Genomic DNA, 18668 nt, shown 5'->3' on the forward strand with positions numbered 1-18668 from the left:
GTCCCCGCCCATTTATATCCCAGTGCGCGGTCTCGCAGTGTATGACGACGCTCGCCTCGGTCCTCGGCGTGACGACCGTCGCCGGGGTCGCGACCGGGATCGGGGCCCTCCCCGTCTTCTTCCGGCACCGCGTGACACACCGGATCTACGACGGTGCCCTCGGGCTGGCGGCCGGGCTGATGGTCGCCGCCAGCGTGTTCGGCCTCGTGATCCCCGGCATGGAGGAGGGGACGCTCCGCGCGGTGATGGCGGGGGTGCTCCTCGGCGGGGCGACGCTGCTTGGCGGGAACTACCTCATTCCGCACCTCCACGCGGAGTACCGGGCGTGGTTCGTCGAGGGCGGCGCGACCGCAGACGACGCCGCGGTCATGGAGCCGCCGACCGGGGACTCTGTCACCAAGGGTTTCGCCACCCGGGGCTCCGCCGCCGAGGGAGGCGACGCGGAACCGGAATCGGTCGACGAGGACGCCGGGACGCTCGCCGAGCGCGAGTCCTCGCTCCGGAAGGCGCTGCTCATCGGCGGGGCGATCACCCTCCACAACGCCCCCGAGGGGCTGGCGATCGGCGTCGCGTTCGCCTCCGGGCTGGAGGAGGTCGCGCTGTTGCTCGCGGTCGTCATCGGCCTTCAGAACGTGCCCGACGGGTTCGCGTTCGCGGTGCCGATGGCGGAGACCGGGATGTCGAACCTCCGGGTGGTCTGGTACACGACCCTCTCGGGAGTGGTCCCGCAGGTCGTCGCCGCGGTCTTCGGCTTCTCGCTCGTGTCGGTCGGGGCCGGACTGTTCCCGGTGTCGTCGGGGTTCGCCGCGGGCGCGATGCTCGCGGTCGTCTTCCGCGAGCTGATCCCATCCTCGCACGGGCACGGGCACGCCGACGCCGCGACCGGCGCGTTCCTCGTCGGCTTCGTCCTGCTCGTCGTCGTCGACGCCGTCGTCGTGGTGTGAGCGGGCGCCGGACGCTGGAAGCGCACGACCGCGGCACAGGCCCGGGTGCGGGCGTCGGTCGCTACTCGTTGCGCGGGCTACTCGGGTGGTAATCGGTGTCGTACTGTCCCGGGTTGCCGTCGACGCGGTCCGGGTTGATCCGGCCGCCGAGCAGCATGAAGTCGAGCACCGTACAGTACAGCATCGCCTCGACGACGGGGACGGCCCGCGGCGGGAGGACGGGGTCGTGGCGGCCGACGACTTGGACCTCCTTCTCCTCGCCGGTCTCCCAGTCGGCCGAGCGCTGCTTCTTCGGGATCGAGGTCGGCGCGTGCCACGTCGCCTCGCCGTAGATCGGCTCGCCCGTGGTGATCCCGCCCTGGAGGCCGCCGTGGTCGTTGCCCACGGGGACGGGGTCGCCCTCCTCGCTCTCGACGTGGTCGAACGACTCGCCGTCGTCGAACGTCCAGTCCTCGTTGCGCTCGCTGCCCGCCACGTGCGTCGCGTCCTTCCCCAGCCCGTACTCGACGCCGGTGGTCGCCGGGATGGAGAACATCGCCTGCCCGAGGCGGGCGGGGAAGCTGTCGAAGCGCGGCGATCCGAGCCCCCGGGGGACGCCCCGGCACTCGAAGTAGATCGAACCGCCGATCGAGTCGCCCTCCTCCTGGTACTCCTCGATCAGCTCCTGCATCTCCGCGGCCGCCTCGGGGTCGGCGCAGCGCACGTCGTTCTCCTCGCTGTGTTCGAGGATCTGCCCGAAGCTCACCGGGGCGGCCTCGATGTCGCCGATGCGATTGACGTGCGCTTTGATCTCGACGTCGTGGTCAGAGGCGTCGAGCACCTGTTCGGCGACCGCGCCGGCCGCGACCCAGTTCACCGTCTCGCGCGCCGAGGAGCGCCCGCCGCCGCCCCAGTTGCGTGTGCCGAACTTCGCGGAGTAGGTGTAGTCGCCGTGCGAGGGGCGCGGCGCGGTGACGAACGGCTCGTACTTCCCCGAGCGGGCGTCCTTGTTCTGGATCACCATTCCGATCGGGGTGCCCGTGGTGTAGCCGTCCTGGACGCCGGAGTTGACGACGACCTCGTCGGGCTCGCCCCGCGAGGTGGTGATCATCGACTGGCCCGGCTTGCGCCGGTCGAGCTGCGCCTGGATCGCCTCCTCGTCGAGCTCGACGCCCGCTGGCACGCCGGAGACGGTGACGCCCATCGCGTCGCCGTGGCTCTCGCCGTAGGTCGTCAGCTGGAAGAGTCGGCCGAACCGGTTCCCGTTCATACCGGTACGTGTGGCCGGGGGCTTATAGGGGTTGCAATCCGCGCAACGAGCGGCGCTCGCCCGGACTTCGAGACGACGCGCCGACCGGCGCGCGACCGACGGCGGTATGTAAGGGGAACGCGTTGGTGGGTGCGTGCGTGACCGCTTCACCTCCGACCTCGGCGTGTACGCCCTTTCGGGGCTGTTCTCGCTCGTCGTCTTCGCCCTCGCGCTCGGCATCCTCTCGCGGACGCTCCCCGGCGGGCTCGCGAGCCGCCAGCTCGGAGGACTGATCGTCGGCTACCTGCTGTTCGTCGGCGTGTACACGACGGCGTGGTTCATCTACACCGGGATCGACAGCCGCGAAGAGGTCTGACCGTCGAGTCGCCGCCGCCCGCGGAGCCCCGCCTCCGACCGAGTCGGATCCGCCTGCCGAACCGTTTTCACGTCGCCGCGAGACGGGGCGGGTATGAGTTGGGACACCATCGCCTTCGACGTCGACGACCGCGGAGTCGCAACGATCACCGTCGACCGACCGGAGCAGCTCAACGCGCTCACCGCCGAGACGCTCGAAGCGATCGAGGACGCGCTCGACGAGGCCGCCGAGCGCGACGCTCGCGCCCTCGTGATCGCCGGTGCGGGCGACGAGGCGTTCGTCGCGGGCGCGGACATCTCGCACATGGTCGACCTCTCGACGCCCGAGGCGCAGGCGTACGCCGAGCTCGGCCACCGCGTCGCGGACGCGATCGAGACGTTCCCCGCGCCGACGATCGCCGCCGTCGACGGTTACGCCTTCGGCGGCGGGTGCGAGCTCGCCCTGGCCTGTGACCTGCGGGTCGCCGCCGAGAGCGCCGTCCTCGGGCAGACCGAGATCGATCTGGGGATCATCCCCGGCTGGGGCGGCACGCAGCGGCTCCCGGCGCTCGTCGGCGACGAGGTCGCCCGCCGGCTGATCTTCCTCGGCGAGCGCATCGACGCGACCGAGGCGGCCGAGGTCGGGTTCGTCGGCGAGGTCGTCGCGGACGACGACTTCGAAGACCGGATCGACGAGCTGGCCGGCGAGCTGGCAGCGAAGCCGACGACCGCGCTGCGCGCGGCGAAGGAGGCGCTGAACGCGGCCGGCGAGGGGTCGGCGGCGACCGGGCTCGCCTTGGAGCGCCGTGCGTGGGCCGGCCTCTTCGGGACGCACGATCAGCGCGAGGGGATGACGGCTTTCTTGGAGAAGCGCGATCCGGAGTTCGAATAACGCGGTAGCGGATCGCTGTCGGTGCTGTGCCGAGATGTGGTGGCGCGCGCCTTCGAGCGGCCGCCCTCGGCGGCCGCGAGAAGCGCGTGCGAGGGAGGCCGCGAACCGCCAACAGGCAGTGAGCGGTAGCGAGGCGCGACGCCTCTGGCAGCCGGCGGCGTGGCCGCCGGCGACGAGGCCGGGGAGGCGTGAGGTGCGGTCGCTGTGCTGGGCGGGACTCGAAGGGGCGGGCGCGAGGCGGGCGCAGGCGACAGAAGGACCGCAGGGCGGGAGCGAGTGACACGAGCGACTGACCGAGGACCGCAGCGAGCGTGCGCCCGCCTCGCGGCCAGGGGTTCGGTGGTGATCGTGTCGATCAGCTGCTTATAAATGATGTTGTCGTACGGCCTCGGAGCCGGGGTTTCGAGCCGATCCGGCGTTGGGTCTCGACCGCGTCTCGCCCGCGGAGAGTCGTCGTGCGATCGACTCACACCGCGATCCCGCAACCGCCACGCTTTATTAATCCGGCCGAGTACCCGCGACATGGACCAGTTGCGGCAGTCGCTCCTCGACGCGCCGATCATCGAGAAAGGCGAGTACCAGTACTTCGTCCACCCGATCAGTGACGGCGTCCCCATGCTCGAACCGGAGCTGCTCCGGGAGATCGTCATCCGGATCATCCGGAAGGCGGAGCTGGAGAACGTCGACAAGATCGTCACCCCCGCGGCGATGGGGATCCACATCTCCACCGCGCTCTCGCTGATGACCGACATCCCGCTCGTCGTCATCCGGAAGCGCCAGTACGGCCTCGACGGCGAGGTCCCGCTGTTCCAGGAGACCGGCTACTCCGAGTCGGAGATGTACATCAACGACGTGGAGGAGGGCGACCGCGTCCTCGTCCTCGACGACGTGCTCTCGACCGGCGGCACGATGAAGGCCATCCTCGACGCGCTCACCGACGAGGTCGGCGCGGACGTCGTCGACGTCGTCGCCGTGATCAAGAAGGCGGGCGAGAACGAGCTCGACGAGACCGACTACAACGTGAAGACGCTGATCAACGTCACCGTCGAGGACGGCGAGGTCGTCGTCGTCGACGCGCAGGGCGACGAATAGGTCGGTAACTGTCGACCCGGGGGGACCACCTCGAAGTTTCTACTCGCAGGTTTATTAGTAGTCGACGGCGGACCGGCGGTTAACACCTCCAAAGCCCCGCCCGCCACCGCACCGCGCCTCACGCCTCCCCAGCCCCGTCGGGCGCGTCTGTCGGACTCCCTTCGGTCGTCCTCGTCGCGCCAGCGACTCCCTCGCACGCGCTTCTCGCGGCCGCCGAGGGCGGCCGCTCGACGGCGCGCGCCGGTCGCGACCGTGACGTTTGCTTATAAACCCGACGCCGCCCTTTGGCGCTGCCGGGCGCGGGCGTCTTTTATATCGAGGTCCTCAATGGCGGACTACACATGACTGACGCGTTGTTCGTCGTGAGCGAGGAGGGGTACTGGGCCGAGGAGTGTATCGAGCCGCTGACGACGCTCGAATCGGAGGGCGTCGACGTGACCGTCGCGACGCCGTCGGGGTCGCCCCCGGTCGTCGACGAGCGCTCACTCGACCCCGAGGCCGCGGGCGGCGAGGAGCGAGTCGCGGAGCTCCGCGAGGTCGACGAGGAGCACCCCGAACTGAACGATCCGGAACCGATCGCGACCGTCGACGCCGACGGCTACGAGGCGGTCGTCTTCCCCGGCGGCCACGGCACCGTCTGGGACGTGAACCAAGACCGGCACGCCCGGCAGTTGCTGCTCGACGCGGTCGCTGGCGACGACGGCGTCGCCCTCGTCGTCTGTCACGCCGTCGGCATCCTCGCGTTCACGCGCGAGGCCGACGGGACGCCGCTCGTCGAGGGGCGCGCCGTCACTGGCTTCCCGAACGACTGGGAGGACGGGATCGTCGACGACCACGACGTGATGCCGGACGGTCGGAAGCTCCCGTACTGGGTCGAAGACGAGGTCCGGCTGGCGGGCGCGGAGTGGGACGCCGAACTCGACGCCGACACCAGCGTCACCGTCGACGGCGACCTGATCACGGCCCGCGGCCCGGGCTCGTCGGCCGAGGCGGCGGAGACGCTGCTCGGCGAGCTCTGAGCGTGCCCGATTCGATCACGCCGAGCCGAGCCGGTCGGTGTCGGCCAGCGACACCGCGACGAACGCGGCGGCGCTCGCGATGACGCCGGGGATGACCGGGTCGACCGCGGTCAGCGATCCGAGCCTGTCGACCGTCCACACTTCGGTGAGGACCTGCCACGCCGTTGCGGTGACGAACCCGACCACGACGCCGGCGAAGGCCCCGTCGCCCGTGGCCGCGTCCCAGTGAAGCCCGCCGAGGACGGGAACGAACAGGGTCGACCCGAGCACGGACGTGTAGAGCGCGACGATGAGCTGGACCACCCCGCCTAACGGACCGGGGTTGACGGCGAGAGCGGCGGGGACGACCGCCGCGCCGACGGTCGCGATCCGGCTGACTCGCCGCACGCGCGCCGGCGTCGGCTCCGGGACGAGGCCCAGGGCCGGCAGCGTCCGCTCGTAGATGTCGTGGGCCACGGCCGCCGACGTGACCAGCAGCACCGAGTCGACGGTGCTGAGCACCGCCGCGACGACCGCACCGAGCAGCAGCAGCCCCACCGCGGGACCGAACAGGTCGAGCGCGAGCCGGACGACGGACGCGTCCGGGTCGGCCAGCCCGGGGAACCGGACGCGCGCGAGCAGCCCCAGCGTCAGGATACACACGGCGATGACGGCCTGGATCGCGATGGAGATCGGGATCGCCCGCTTGACCGTCTCCGGGTCTCGCATGGCGTAGACCCGCGAGAGTTCGTACGGGGCCACCGCGATACCGAACCCGAACGACAGCGCCAGCCCGGTCGTGAGCGCTGGCGCCGAGGTGCCCGACAGCAACGCCGGGTCGATAGCCGCAGCCGCGTCGATGAGCGCCCTCGCGCCCCCAGTCTCGGCGACTCCGACGACGGCCGCCGCCGCGACGCCGAGGAGGAGGGCCGTGACCTGAACCGCGTCCGAATAGATGCTCAGCCGCATCCCACCGACGAGCGTGTACGAGAGCGCGACCGCGGCGAACGCCGCGATGCCGAGGACCCGCGGCACTCCGAAGACGGCGTCGAGGATGACCGCCCCGGCGACGTACTGGGCGGTCGTGTACACGAGGTAGATGACGCTGACGAGGGCCGCGGTCGTCCCGCCGACCACCTCGTTGTCGCCGTCGAAGCGCGCCGAGAGGAACTCCGAGACGGTGATCCCGCCGCGGGCGCGCAGGTGCGGCCCTACGAACAGCAGCGACGCGACCCAGCCGGCCCAAATGCCGAGCCACACCAGGCCGAAGCTCACGCCCACGGCGTAGTGGATCCCGATCGTGCCGATGAGCGTCCCCGCGCTGACCTGCGTCGCGGTCAACGACATTGCACCGAACACGCCCCCGATCCGGCGGTCGGCCGCGTAGAACGACTCGGCGTTCGACGGGTCGGCCTCGCTGTGCGCCTCCGAGGAACCGATCACGCTACCAACCTGCCCGAGCGAACGAATAAGCGATGTCCTCAGTTTCGCGGCAAAAGCGTCCGATATTATATACAACAGTTATTATGCGATCGCGTCTCGTGTGAACGCATGTCTATGGCCGACCGGCCGCCGATACGCGTCCTCTGCGTGGACGACGAGCCGGGGTTCGCGACGCTCACCGCGGACATCTTGGACCAACAGCACGATGACATCAGGGCCGTCGGCGTCACCTCCGCCGAGGCGGCGCTGGACCGGCTCGACGAGTCGACGTTCGACTGCGTGGTCAGCGACTACGACATGCCCGACGTCGACGGCCTCGAACTGCTCGATGCCGTGCGCGAGCGCTACCCGTCGAAGCCGTTCATCCTGTTCACCGGGCGCGGCAGCGAGGCCATCGCGAGCGAGGCGATCTCGTCCGGCGTCTCCGACTACCTCCAGAAGAGCGGCGGCCAAGAGCAGTACGAGCTCTTGGCGAACCGGATCCGAACGTGCGTCACGCGGCTCAGGGAACGACGGGACCGCGAGCGCGTCGAGGACTGGTACTCGCAGCTGTTCGAACAGCGGCTGATCGGCGCGGGGCTGTCACAGGACCGGAGCTTCGAGCTGGCGAACCGCCGCCTCGCCGAGATGCTCGGGATGCGGCGCGACGAACTCGTGGGCGAGCCGGTGTCGTCGATCGTCGCCCCGCACGATCGGGACCGAGTGGTCCGGGCGATCCGACGGCGAGAGTCCGGCGACGACGACCGCGTCAGATACACGATCGACCTCCTAGCGGCGGACGGCTCCACGTTTCAGGCGACGGTGGTCGGGAGCCGCGTCACCTACCGGGGCGAGCCCGCGATCCTCGGGCTCATCCAACCGACCGGCGCGGACGAGGCGGCGGCCTCGCAGGCGGTCCGCGGCCGCATCGAGGCCGCGAGCCGGATCCTCTCGCGCCCGCCGTCGGAACTGGACGCGCCGCTCCTGTCGACCGCGAACACGCACCTCGCCGAGGTCCTCGGAGCGCTCGACACCGGCGACTCGTCGCCGACTACCCCCGATCCGACCCGCCCCGTACAGCTCTCCGACGCCGTCGGCGAAGCGGTGTCACAGGCCGGCCTCTCGGCGACGGCGACCGTGACGGTGGACCCGGACGGGTCCATCGACCGCGACCGCGGGACCGTCGTCCCCGCCGTCCGGAACATCCTCCAAGCCGCGCTCGACGAGGCGGTCGACGCGGTCGCAGTCGACGCGCGAACGACGGCCGACGGCTTCCGAGTGCTCGTCCGCGACCCGCGGTCCGAGTCCGCGGAGGAGTGCTGCGTCGCCGAACTGCCGTTCGACGTCGGCCTCGCCGGCGACGCGATGTACGGGATCGACCTCTTCATGCGGCGGATCCCGGGTGGCGTTCGCTGCGACGCGGTCGTCGCGGAGGGGTGAGTTGCCGGGCGACCGCTCAGCGGATCACGAACGCAGGCTCTTCGATCCGTTCGCTCTTACACTCGGGGCACCGTGACGGCTCGTTGACCGGATCGTCGAAGCCGTCGAACCCGCACTCGCGACAGGTCGGCGGCGCGACGAGGAACTCCTCGTCGGCCCCGCCGTCGCTTTCTTCGGATCCGCTCTCGTCGGTAACGGACCGCGAGACGTGTTCGAGGTGTTCGTACACCGTCGGCGTCGGCAGCGACAGCGTCGCCGCGAGGTCGCTCGCGGTCCGCGGTTCCTCGCGGAGGGCGTCGGCGATCCGCTGGCGAGTCGTCTCCATACCCGACGTTCGGCACGGGCGAGTAAAACCGCCCGGTCGGCGTCCGACGCCGACACGGGCACAAGAGGTATGTCACCGGAGTGAGAGCGGGGGAGTATGAAAGCCGTCGTACTCGCGGGTGGCTACGCGACCAGGCTCTGGCCGATCACCGAACACCGGCCGAAAATGTTCCTCCCGGTTGGGGAAAACACCGTCATCGACGAGATATTCGAGGACTTGGAGGCCGACAACCGGGTCGACGAGGTGTTCGTCTCGACGAACGAGCGCTTCGCCGACACCTTCGCGGAGTACCTCGACGACAGCCCCTTCGAGAAGCCGACGCTCTCGGTCGAGGAGACGGTCGAGGAAGACGAGAAGTTCGGCGTCGTGGGAGCGCTCGAACAGCTCGTCGAGCGGGAGTCGGTCGACGACGATCTGATCGTCGTCGCCGGCGACAACATGATCAGCTTCGATCTGGGCGACTTCGCCGATTTCTTCGAGGACAAGGGAACGCCGACGCTGGCGGCCTACGACGTGGGCGACCGCGAGCGCGCGAAGTCGTACGGCCTCGTCCAGCTGGACGGCGACGAGGTGGTCGACTTCCAGGAGAAGCCCGACGACCCGGAGTCGACGCTCGTCTCCATCGCCTGCTACGCGTTCCCCGCCGAGACGCTCCCGAAGCTCACCACCTACCTCGAAGACGGCGAGAACCCCGACGAGCCCGGCTGGTTCCTCCAGTGGCTCCAAGAGCGCGGGGCGGTCAACGCGTACACCTTCGACGGCGCATGGTTCGACATCGGTACCGCCGACAGCTACCTCGACGCGGTCGAGTACGCGCTCGACGGCGGGACGCTCGTCGACGACGACGCGACCGTCGAGGGGAGCGACCTGGGCGACGTGGTCCACGTGATGGGCGGCGCGACGGTGACCGACTCGACGCTCGACCGCGCCGTCGTCTTCGGGGACGCGACGATCACCGACTCCGAGGTCCGCAACTCCGTGATCGACACGGGCGCCACCCTGGAGGGAGTCGACCTCTCTGGCGCGCTGATCGGCTCGCACACCTCCATCACCGAGGGCGACGAGTTCTGACCGCTTCGGGGCGACCGCCGTCTCAGTCGTCGACGCCGGCCTGCGCGTGCGTGTGGTGATAGCAGTCGAACGCGGGGTCGCTGCCGTCGGTCGCGGGGTAGAAACAGACCCGTTGGTAGCGCTCGTTGTCGAGCAAGTTCGCCACGAACCCGCCGGTGTGTCGGGAGACCGAGTCGTACGGGTCGCCGCAGGCGGGACAGTTCGCCGGCGGATCCTCGGGAACGTACATGCGGCGCGGTGGTCGGAGGTACGTCCCCGAGCCGGAAAACGACCGCGCCGAGCGGCGGCGGTCGGAGCGGCTCAGGACCCGTTCGAGGAGTCGCCGCTCCCGCCCTCGACGCCGAGCGCGTCGAACAGCTTCCGCCGGACCGCCTCCTCGGTGAGGTGGAGGAGCGTGTCGCGCTTGTCGCCGCTTGCCTCGATGCCGGTGAAGATCCCGAGCGGGATCTCGAGCGACCCCTGCGTGGAGTGGCCGGCGGCGTCGCCCATCTCCGAGAACGCCTCGTCGAGCACGTCGCCGATGTTCAGCCGGATGTCCTTCGAACGCGCCGCGAGGTAGATCTTCTCGTCTGCGATGCCCAACACGGCCGTCGTCGTGATCCCCTCTAGGTTGAGGAGGTGTTGCGCGGCCTGCGCGAGCGCCTCGCGGTCACGGATGAACCCGGCCGTCGAGAAGAGGTGGCTCCCCTGGACCTCGCGGTTCTGGATCGCCTCCGCGAGCACGTCCAGCGTCTCCGGACTCATCGACGGCGACTCCACCTGTTCGAGCGTGTCGTGGTTCGCGAACGGGTGGAGGTACGCCGCCGCGGTCAGGTCGGCGGGCGTCGTGTCCCGCTTGAAATCCAGCGTCTCGGCGCGGATACCGTAGAGGAGCGCGGTCGCGACCGCCTCCGAGGGCGACTGGTCGAACTCTTGGAGGTACTTCGTGAGGATCGTCGACGTTGAAGAGACGTTGGTCCGCACGTCGACGAAACGGGCGTCGAACGGCACCTCGGCCTCCAAGTGGTCGAGGTAGATGTCGACCGACACGTCGAGATCGAGGTCCTCGGCGGCGGCCTTCGCGAGGTCGACGGCCGCGATCGTCTCGTACTCGGAGAGCGGCGAGGCCTCGCCGCGGGCGAGCAGGTCGATCCCGAGGAGGTTGACGAACGCCCGGTTCTCTTGGTGGCCCACGTCGCCGGAGTAGATGATGTCGGCGTCGACGCCGAACGCCTCCGCGATCGCCTGGAGCGCGGTCGCGGACGCGATCGAGTCCGGCTCGGGGTTGTCGTGCGTGAGGATGGCCATCCGGTCGCCGCCGTCTTCGATGATCTCCGCCAGCTGGCGGGCCATGTACTCCAGCTCGCCGGTCTCCAGCGACTGGAGGGCACTGTCGGCGATCACCGTCGAGGGGTTGATCACCACGTCCGCGCCGCGCTCGCGCAGCTCGTCCTCGCTGACGGGGTCGGAGGCCCGGGCCACGAGGTAGTGGTCGCCGCCGGTCTCTCTGACCGCCGAGACGGCGGCCTTGTTCGCTTCCACGTCGCTGGCGAGGATCAACACGATGTCGCGGTCGGCGAGCTCGTCGACGACGTCCGGCTCGGCGATGTCCTGGACGCGCGCGTTGAGGTCCTGGTCGCGGAGCGCCTCGACGCGGCTCTCGTCGCGGTCGAGGATGAGGACGTCCTTCCCGCGCTCGGTCAGTTCCTCCGCGACGGCGTGACCGACGCTTCCACAGCCGAGGATGGCGTACCGGGTCCGCGCGGATCCGGATGCCCCACTACTCATTGGAGGGATTTCCGCGGCACGACACTTAACGAGTGCGCTCTCGGCGTCGTCCCCCGGCCACGAGGTCGCCGAGTCCGGCGGCTTCGCTCCCGAGAGACGCGTTCGGGTCCGAACGCGATACCGTCGCTTTCGTGCGATTGTACCGGCGTCCGCCGAGCGCCGACGGGGTCGAATGAAAAGGCCTTTTAGCGTGACCCGGGTACAAACTTGCGAGGGCCGGTAGCTCAGTTAGGGAGAGCGACGGACTCTTAATCCGTCGGTCGCGTGTTCAAATCGCGCCCGGCCCGTACACCGGCTGAACCTTCTTGATTCGACGGAATCGCATGATTGCGAGCCGATCATACGCGATTTGTCACTAACCGACGGTTTATTTCGTACACTCACTGTACGCGCCCCCGTGCCGTCTGGCATCTAGCATTATTTATCGCCGAGATCATGTCAGTGTTACGCCCTGACATGGCACGCGTCCGTCCGCACCGATGTTCAGTGTTCTACATGTGCGCGCGAAAAGTGCGACTCAACGGATCATGATGACAACCCCTATGTGCCGACTGCGGTATGACTTCGACTTCAGTCCGCTGCCATCCAAGCTGACGCACGTCCAAGTCAACGAATGCCTCGCGAATATCGCCTTTCAGTGAACGAAAGCGCTCTTGTTACAATCGCTCTCGGAGTTGCCTCGGAGTGTCTTGGTTCGCGTCGGACCAGTGGTTTCCACGGGTGTGGTTTGGCGCGTCGCAGTCGGTTCGAAGTCGCTACAGTAGTGCGACAGAACAGGTACGCCGGCTGTGAGTCGACAGGGAAGTTAGTCTGCCATCGTCGGCTCGGATTCGGCGTCACTGTCGGCGGACGTATCCAGCTCGCCGTCGCCTCCAGCATGGAGGGACCACTGATCGTTGCTTCGGAGCCGGCCTACTCGGCTGCCAGCTCGTCGAACTTCTCAAGCACGAGATCGAAATACTCGTCTGACATCCGGCGTGGATTCCGAACCTGATGGAAGTCGTCAAGGACAAACTCCGTCTGTTCGCGATTGAATCCGTATGCGTGAAACACGCCAGCGTCAAGTTCTGCCTGGATCCGTTCTCTCATATCGGGATCAGTTGCTGCTTCGATACCCAGACTATCTCGCATTTCGGCGAACGTATCTCCGTAGCAATTGAGCCTGGCAGCACGCGTCCAAATGTGCTCGAACCAGTCGTCCCCCTCTGTGAGATGAGGAATCTGTGATTCCTTGAATTTGTACATGACAACTGTATTATCAACTTTTGTACGCATTAGGAAGTCAAATGGAACGCTATTCAACATGCCAGCAACTACAAACAGCTCTTTATCAGTGAATATCCGCTCATAAGCGCTATGGAGGGTGTCAGTTGAAAGGTCCTCCTCGTTGGGGTTGATCTGATACGGACGGATAGTGTGAAGTTTGTTGTGGCAAACAACTCCTTTCGGGATTACAGAGGCAATAAGAGTCCGTTCATTCATTCTATCAGCAATATCTCGATAGACTATACGGTACTCTGAACAGTCGAGTTTCACATCTTCCTCAGAGAGTGGCTCTCCCCGGTTATCCTCCAACAAACTGTTTACGAAGGACTTCTGCGAGCCAGTACCGTCGAATTCATCATAGATCGCCCGTTTCAATTTTCGGTGATTCTTTTCCCGAATCCGCCTCTTCGCGCTTTCATCTGGATTCTCGTCCTCATCAACACTCCAAAACTCTGGGGAGTCAATGTCAACAAACGTTGGATCGTGACTGAATTGATATATGTTGCTACCACCGTACACTGGGTAATCTCCTAGCTCACGACTCTCTACGAACCTATCAGCGTCGCTTGTACGATGTAACTCAGCGTACGGGGTACAATACCACTCATCACCTATTTGCTCGCTGACTGGTTTGTGTTTGATGTATGTCCGTAGCAGCTCAACCTGCCGTTGAGATTCGAGGTGAGGGAAAACTCTGGCTTCAGGAGAATACCCAAGCAGAACCTCTGTTGGAATACTAAGTGCCACGTCGTCAAGATTTGTGAGAACATCTATCGACTGTTGATGGAATATACCCCGCAGATCGCCTGTACTACCTCCGTTCTTGAATGTGACTACTCCGAATTTGTACTTGTCCTCAATATTCGAGAAAATACCTCTGTTTTCGAATGTAACAATTGAGTCTACGTTTGTTTCACTCATTAGATGTACTCGTAGATCTTTCGTCGATGCTCCGCTAAATATTGCTCCAGGAAGTACCTGTGCGACTCTCCCGCCGTTTTTTGCTAACTGAAAAATACGCTCAAGGAACAACGCAGATAGATCGTTCTCTGTTCCCTGTGTTTTCCCATCGATCTTCGGCGTCTGTTTCGTATATTCGCCTGAATTATGGAAATATTCAGTTACAACCTCAATCTCGTGCTGATACTCGTCCCAACCACGTGCTATTTCATCGTCCTTGAGTAACTCTTTTTGTCGTGTCTCTTTCTCATCCGGTAATAGCGACGGGAATTTCTCGTCGTACCTAACAAAGAATTCGTCCCGTGTCGGACGCAACCGATCCCACGGCGGATTTCCAACGATGACGTCGAAGCCACCACCCGCGTACACCTCAGCAAATTCGAGCACCCAATGGAACGGCGTGTAGCTGTCTAGATCGTCGTCGGTGACACCATCGACGATATCCCGGAAGTCAGCGAGAATCTCTTCGTCAAGCTCCGCGCGGTACTCACGGAGCAACGAGAGCGCGTTCTGCCGGTGTGTCTCCGCTTTCTCTGGGAACGCCTTGTACTCCTCGTGGAGTTCGATCTCGTCAATGACGTCCTCGTAGCGTGAACGGACACTATTGTCCGTCCACTGTTCGAACGTTGCGATGCCGTCGTCTGTTTCCTCAGGGAAACCCACGTAGCCGATGAGCGAATTACCCTGTCGAAGATTGAACGTGATGTTCGGGAGTGCCAGCTGTTCGTGGCTCAGCTCATCGACGTCTTCTTCCTCAAGCTCAGACACGATTGAGAGCCATAGACGCAGTTTTCCAATCTCGACAGCAGGATCCATAATGTCGACACCGTAGATGTTGTTCTGGACCGTGGTCTGCTTTAGTCGGTGTCGACTTGGCTGATCGTCTCTATCGCTGTGTGCCCAGAGTTCATCCCGAACCTGTGTGAGTTCCTCGACGACAGACGTCAGGAAGTGCCCCGAACCCATCGACGGGTCGAGCACGTAGAACTCGTCGACGTTGTCAAGGAGCTTGTCAATCAGATCTTTCGAGCGTGGGATCCCGTCGATGAGCTCATAGAGGCCATCGTACTGCTCAACCTCAGCTTCTGGCCACCCACGCTCTTCGACGATTATCTCACCGAACCGCTCTCGGAGTGCTGGGCGAACCGTCTGCTCTGCGCTGAACCTGGTGATCTCCTTGGGCGTGTAGTATGCTCCCAAGTCAGCATTCTGATCGCCTGGATCTGTGGTGAGGTAGTTGATCGTCTTCTCAAAGACGGAGCCGAGTACGGAGGGATCAATATCAGCTGGCCCACCGTCGACGGAGAACTGGTAGCGTTCTAAGAGATTAATGATTGACTCAAGAACACTGTCGCGGACGTTGAACCCCCGCTCGTCAAGCTCGGACTCTGTGCTGAGTTCTGGCCGGAACAAGCCACCGTTCAAGTATGGAATCTCGCTGTAGAGATCGATCTGTTTGATCGAGTCGTCTCGGACATCCGGCTTGACGTTCATCACGTCATAGAAGAGCGGATCGAGGAACGACTTGTACATCGTCTGGGGATAGACGCCGTCTTCGTACGTCTCAACAATGGTACTCAGTAAGTCGGGCCGGACGATACGCTTGTCCTCCAAGAATTTGATGAAAATGAGGCGATTCATCAGCTCCACCGAGAACAGCCGTGTATCGCCACCGTCAGCCTCGTCCGGTGCGATGACGCCGTCGCCGACAAGACTCCGCGCCCGACGGTCCTCGCCGACGTCGTCCTCGTCAACTCCAAAGACGTAGCGAATGTAGTCGTCGTAGAACTCGTCCGTGATGGCTTCCTGTTTTTGTTTGAGTACATCGCGAGCGTCGCCGATGATCGAGCGGAAGTTGTCGAAGTTGAACGACTGGATGAGTTCCGCGACGAGCTCGCGCTGTTCGTCAGGGACAGCGTCGACTGGTGCCTTCGATGACGTCGTCTGATTCTCAAAGAGCGTTAGGAAAACGGGCTGGAGATCGACGTCAGCGACAGTGGTGTGGGTGTACGAGTCGGCGTCGTATCTGATGAACATCCACCGTAGTCCGTCAGTAGCGAAGCCGAAGTCGGATTCAAACTCGCGCTGGCTGAGCCAGGACTTGACTTGATCCGCACCATGTCCGCGATCTTCGAGGTGCTTCTTGAGTGGTTCTGCCTCAATCAGCAGCCGGCTCGACTCGACAGTATCGATGTCCCGGAGTGACACGGCGTAGTCCGCCTGCTCACCACGAGTGGACGAGAAATCGCCTGCCTCAGAACCATAGTCCTCGTAGCCCAGAATCTTGAGCAGCGGTTCGATGACACGATCCTGCGTTAGTGGTTCGGGGTCGAGCTGATCGCGGGTATAGTCCGAGCGGGGGACGTAATCGCCTCGATCCCGGGTAAATGTCTTGTCGAGATCATCGTCATCTTTGTACTGCTCACGGAGGCTGCGGATACACGAATCGATCGCGTTGATTACGAGATCGACGTCGTCGTCGGAAACGGTGGTGTCGAACTCGTCGAAGTTGAACTCCGTTTGGGAGTTCTGGGTAGACATAGCAAAGGCGTCGCCCCCGAACTAAATCAAAGTGTCTCTGTCGTAACGTGCTGTCTGAGGTTTGCTTGGATAGCAAGTGATGATTGTACGCTACTCAAGCATTAATTGCTTCAATTATAATCTCTAGTTCTCCACTAACATCCCCAGCCGGACTGAACCCGTCGAAATAGTCTGTATTATCTACGATCATATTCCATTCCCCGTATGTCTCAGCAAACACACGATCGGGGTTGCCGACTTCATCTGCTCCCTTTCGTGAGAAATATGGATTAAGTTCGCCATCACCGCGATAGCCGTATAGATCACGCTCATGTCCCAGAGCAACCTGTATTGAGCCTGAAACAGGCTGAGCATCAATATAGATCCAACAGTCAAAATCTACGTTATAGTCAGTACCTGCCCATTCTCCTTCAGCTAAATTGACATCATAAGTCAAAATCAGTACTTGGTTTCCCCCTGACGTAGTGGTGTACTCATTTGTCGTTGTCAAGCCGTCCTGGTTTTGTTCGTGGGAATTCCCGATTCCAACACAGCCTGAGAGGGCAGTACCACCGAGTATCGTTCCGAGCACAGCCCGACGCCTTGTCATAGCGTTGTACGATGCCTGATCGCACTTGTAGGTTTGTAACTTATAATTCAATTCTTGCGTTTGTTCGGACAGGGGCACGGTGGGCACGGAGCACACTCACAGCGACGGCGTTACCACGTGGTGGTGTGGGCATCGCGAGCTGTCGAGAACAAGCAGGCTCCGCCAGTAGTCAAGTCGGACAGAGGCCACCCTTGGCGCGGACAGGGGCTGGCCCCGAACGGAGCCCCGCCAGTCAGTAGTCGACGAGCGCTAGTTGGAACAGTATTGTAGATATCTACAATACTACTCCCAACAGATTCATGTAAGAAATAGTAGATAGTCGGGAGAACTGCGACAAGATCGTCGGCCTCGACGTCAGCCCTGTTCGCCACGACTGTAATCACGTTAGCTTTGGTAGGGCAGTCTGCGGTGGGACTAACGCCATGGTCCAGATGCGAGATCCACCGGTTGGACTGCGAGTGGCGCTGTCTACGGTGATACCGAAGCTAGTCACAGTAGGAGTAACGCTAGTTGGGGTAGCAGTTGAATGTGTTACTCCTATACGACTAAGCGTTGTTGGTGGATACTACTGCCTTACTTTACTGTACTGATCACTATACGACACAACCCTTACTGTGGCAACTGCGGTAGCTGTTGCTGTACACAACATCCAGAACTAGTTAGGTACTTACCTAAACAGCACAGCACCGCGCGAGGCAGTTTCGACTGCCGTCGGCTCATAGCCGGCTGTGTCGACGTCGGCTTAGAATAGATAGCAGTCCAATGGTGCTCAGTTCGATTCTAAGCCGGCTAGTGGCGACGCTAGGGCTGCCAGTGTGGGGGTGGATGTAGGTTGTAATCATATCCCCGCCAGAAACCGCTCTGTGCGCTGCTGAGAGGCTCCTGAAAGAGACAACTGTGTTACGTTCAGTCGTATAACGACTGCTTCTTCCACAATAACGCCATAGATAGCGTGTTAAGCGATTTGTGAGCCGAGATGATATGCCCTACTTGGAACCCGCTCAGGTGCCTCTCACGGCGCACTCAGCCGACGTCAAATCGATCTCAGATATAGGCAGAATAGCCACATTCCAGATACACTCAGTAGCCACCGACTGAGCGGAGCTGCGTCGAGTGACATTATGGACAGTCCTAAGTTGTATAAGATATCCGATAGACTGGGGACAGAGCACGCGGTGGTTGTTCAAATATTACACAATTCTTGAAGTTTTCTACAACTTTGCTCAGTTGAGCGGAACTGGCGCACGTTGGTGGACGTCGACAGCGTCAGCGTTGAGGGCGCGCTGTCCGTGCCGGCAAGCTACCTGGCGTTGGTAGACCAACAACCAACAGGGTGTAACGAGCCGTACCGATTCGACCTATGACCGACGACAGCGGTCCTCCACGGCCGGCAGGCGGTTCAAACGACACTGCGGTGTGGTTGCCGAGCGGTCGCGGTGATGGAGGGAAGGCTTCAGAGTGTATGCCTGCCACTGTATTTTCGAGCTACTGATTCGAACTATGACTCCGAATCAGGCCGAGCCCGCAACCACTGGAATTGGTAATCGTTCTAGAGAAAATTGGCACTACCCCCAGGATTACTGAAGCAAATTCATGAAGCGCCTGGCACATCGATTTTTTTACTCGACTGAATCGACGTCGGCTATAACACTGAGCAAACCGCGCGCGAAAATTGGTGGGTCTGTGAGTCAAACATGCCAACTCTTCCGATCCAAATGATAACGAGTCTGTTGCCATCCTACTCTCTGTGTGATCATAAACAGTAGTGGGAATGCTGTT

14 protein-coding genes and 1 tRNA gene are annotated in these 18668 nt (G+C 63.4%); 8 read left to right on the top strand and 7 right to left on the bottom strand.

The genetic code is table 11. The features are described from left to right. Positions 1–41 precede the first annotated feature (41 nt). Positions 42–944 (top strand): ZIP family metal transporter, encoded by a 903-nt coding sequence (locus tag EXE41_RS02500; protein WP_137690211.1) that lies wholly within the window; start codon positions 42–44, stop codon positions 942–944. Between the two features lie 61 nt (positions 945–1005). Here EXE41_RS02500 and aroC read toward each other — a convergent pair whose 3' ends face one another. Continuing rightward, positions 1006–2193, bottom strand: coding sequence for a chorismate synthase (gene aroC / locus EXE41_RS02505; RefSeq protein WP_049929688.1), 1188 nt, complete (start codon positions 2191–2193; stop codon positions 1006–1008). A gap of 133 nt (positions 2194–2326) precedes the next feature. Here aroC and EXE41_RS02510 point away from each other — a divergent pair, with 133 nt between their 5' ends. The 4 genes from EXE41_RS02510 (at position 2327) to EXE41_RS02525 (ending at position 5529) form a co-directional block, all read left to right on the top strand. After that, positions 2327–2548 carry a hypothetical protein gene (locus tag EXE41_RS02510; protein WP_049929687.1) on the top strand — a complete coding sequence of 74 codons (222 nt, stop codon included), beginning with the start codon at positions 2327–2329 and terminating at the stop codon, positions 2546–2548. Between the two features lie 93 nt (positions 2549–2641). Beyond that, positions 2642–3418 carry an enoyl-CoA hydratase/isomerase family protein gene (locus tag EXE41_RS02515; protein WP_137690212.1) on the top strand — a complete coding sequence of 259 codons (777 nt, stop codon included), beginning with the start codon at positions 2642–2644 and terminating at the stop codon, positions 3416–3418. 522 nt (positions 3419–3940) lie between these two features. Further along, positions 3941–4510, top strand: coding sequence for a hypoxanthine/guanine phosphoribosyltransferase (gene hpt / locus EXE41_RS02520; protein WP_008446308.1), 570 nt, complete (start codon positions 3941–3943; stop codon positions 4508–4510). A 341-nt stretch (positions 4511–4851) separates the two neighbouring features. After that, the gene (locus EXE41_RS02525; protein WP_049929685.1) at positions 4852–5529 is read left to right on the top strand and encodes a type 1 glutamine amidotransferase domain-containing protein; all 678 of its coding nucleotides are present in this window, start codon (positions 4852–4854) and stop codon (positions 5527–5529) included. A gap of 15 nt (positions 5530–5544) precedes the next feature. Here the strand turns inward: EXE41_RS02525 and EXE41_RS02530 are convergent, their stop codons facing one another. Beyond that, positions 5545–6951 (bottom strand): sodium:solute symporter, encoded by a 1407-nt coding sequence (locus EXE41_RS02530; RefSeq protein WP_137690213.1) that lies wholly within the window; start codon positions 6949–6951, stop codon positions 5545–5547. A gap of 108 nt (positions 6952–7059) precedes the next feature. On the opposite strand from EXE41_RS02530, the gene EXE41_RS02535 reads away from it, so the two are divergent. After that, complete coding sequence (locus tag EXE41_RS02535; RefSeq protein WP_137690214.1) at positions 7060–8370, top strand: response regulator; 1311 nt, start codon at positions 7060–7062, stop codon at positions 8368–8370. A 16-nt stretch (positions 8371–8386) separates the two neighbouring features. Here EXE41_RS02535 and EXE41_RS02540 read toward each other — a convergent pair whose 3' ends face one another. Beyond that, on the bottom strand, positions 8387–8695 hold the full coding sequence (locus EXE41_RS02540; RefSeq protein ID WP_094579844.1) for a transcriptional regulator: 309 nt from the start codon (positions 8693–8695) through the stop codon (positions 8387–8389). A gap of 96 nt (positions 8696–8791) precedes the next feature. Here EXE41_RS02540 and EXE41_RS02545 point away from each other — a divergent pair, with 96 nt between their 5' ends. Further along, positions 8792–9766, top strand: a complete 975-nt coding sequence (locus EXE41_RS02545; RefSeq protein ID WP_137690215.1) for a sugar phosphate nucleotidyltransferase — start codon at positions 8792–8794, stop codon at positions 9764–9766. Between the two features lie 22 nt (positions 9767–9788). On the opposite strand, the gene EXE41_RS02550 is transcribed toward EXE41_RS02545, so the two are convergent. Continuing rightward, positions 9789–9995 (bottom strand): hypothetical protein, encoded by a 207-nt coding sequence (locus EXE41_RS02550; RefSeq protein WP_049929680.1) that lies wholly within the window; start codon positions 9993–9995, stop codon positions 9789–9791. Between the two features lie 71 nt (positions 9996–10066). Continuing rightward, complete coding sequence (locus EXE41_RS02555; RefSeq protein WP_049929679.1) at positions 10067–11533, bottom strand: DHH family phosphoesterase; 1467 nt, start codon at positions 11531–11533, stop codon at positions 10067–10069. Positions 11534–11746: 213 nt separating this feature from the next. Here EXE41_RS02555 and EXE41_RS02560 point away from each other — a divergent pair. Beyond that, a tRNA-Lys gene (locus EXE41_RS02560) sits at positions 11747–11820 on the top strand. 625 nt (positions 11821–12445) lie between these two features. On the opposite strand, the gene EXE41_RS02565 is transcribed toward EXE41_RS02560, so the two are convergent. Both EXE41_RS02565 and EXE41_RS02570 read right to left on the bottom strand, forming a co-directional pair. After that, a complete protein-coding gene (locus EXE41_RS02565; protein ID WP_137690216.1) occupies positions 12446–16300 on the bottom strand; it encodes an Eco57I restriction-modification methylase domain-containing protein in 3855 nt (1284 codons plus the stop codon). Positions 16301–16394: 94 nt separating this feature from the next. After that, positions 16395–16889, bottom strand: a complete 495-nt coding sequence (locus EXE41_RS02570) for a hypothetical protein (protein WP_137690217.1) — start codon at positions 16887–16889, stop codon at positions 16395–16397. Positions 16890–18668: the final 1779 nt, after the last annotated feature.

Origin of the sequence: Halorubrum sp. SD690R (assembly GCF_005435035.1) — an archaeon.
Taxonomy (GTDB): domain Archaea; phylum Halobacteriota; class Halobacteria; order Halobacteriales; family Haloferacaceae; genus Halorubrum; species Halorubrum ezzemoulense.

What these genes read in the sequence shown, in the direction of transcription:
- EXE41_RS02500 (WP_137690211.1), top strand. Translation starts at nt 42, where the DNA reads ATGACGACGCTCGCCTCGGTCCTCGGCGTGACGACCGTCGCCGGGGTC.
- aroC (WP_049929688.1), bottom strand. Translation starts at nt 2,193, where the DNA reads ATGAACGGGAACCGGTTCGGCCGACTCTTCCAGCTGACGACCTACGGC.
- EXE41_RS02515 (WP_137690212.1), top strand. Translation starts at nt 2,642, where the DNA reads ATGAGTTGGGACACCATCGCCTTCGACGTCGACGACCGCGGAGTCGCA.
- hpt (WP_008446308.1), top strand. Translation starts at nt 3,941, where the DNA reads ATGGACCAGTTGCGGCAGTCGCTCCTCGACGCGCCGATCATCGAGAAA.
- EXE41_RS02525 (WP_049929685.1), top strand. Translation starts at nt 4,852, where the DNA reads ATGACTGACGCGTTGTTCGTCGTGAGCGAGGAGGGGTACTGGGCCGAG.
- EXE41_RS02535 (WP_137690214.1), top strand. Translation starts at nt 7,060, where the DNA reads ATGTCTATGGCCGACCGGCCGCCGATACGCGTCCTCTGCGTGGACGAC.
- EXE41_RS02540 (WP_094579844.1), bottom strand. Translation starts at nt 8,695, where the DNA reads ATGGAGACGACTCGCCAGCGGATCGCCGACGCCCTCCGCGAGGAACCG.
- EXE41_RS02545 (WP_137690215.1), top strand. Translation starts at nt 8,792, where the DNA reads ATGAAAGCCGTCGTACTCGCGGGTGGCTACGCGACCAGGCTCTGGCCG.
- EXE41_RS02550 (WP_049929680.1), bottom strand. Translation starts at nt 9,995, where the DNA reads ATGTACGTTCCCGAGGATCCGCCGGCGAACTGTCCCGCCTGCGGCGAC.
- EXE41_RS02555 (WP_049929679.1), bottom strand. Translation starts at nt 11,533, where the DNA reads ATGAGTAGTGGGGCATCCGGATCCGCGCGGACCCGGTACGCCATCCTC.
- EXE41_RS02565 (WP_137690216.1), bottom strand. Translation starts at nt 16,300, where the DNA reads ATGTCTACCCAGAACTCCCAAACGGAGTTCAACTTCGACGAGTTCGAC.
- EXE41_RS02570 (WP_137690217.1), bottom strand. Translation starts at nt 16,889, where the DNA reads ATGACAAGGCGTCGGGCTGTGCTCGGAACGATACTCGGTGGTACTGCC.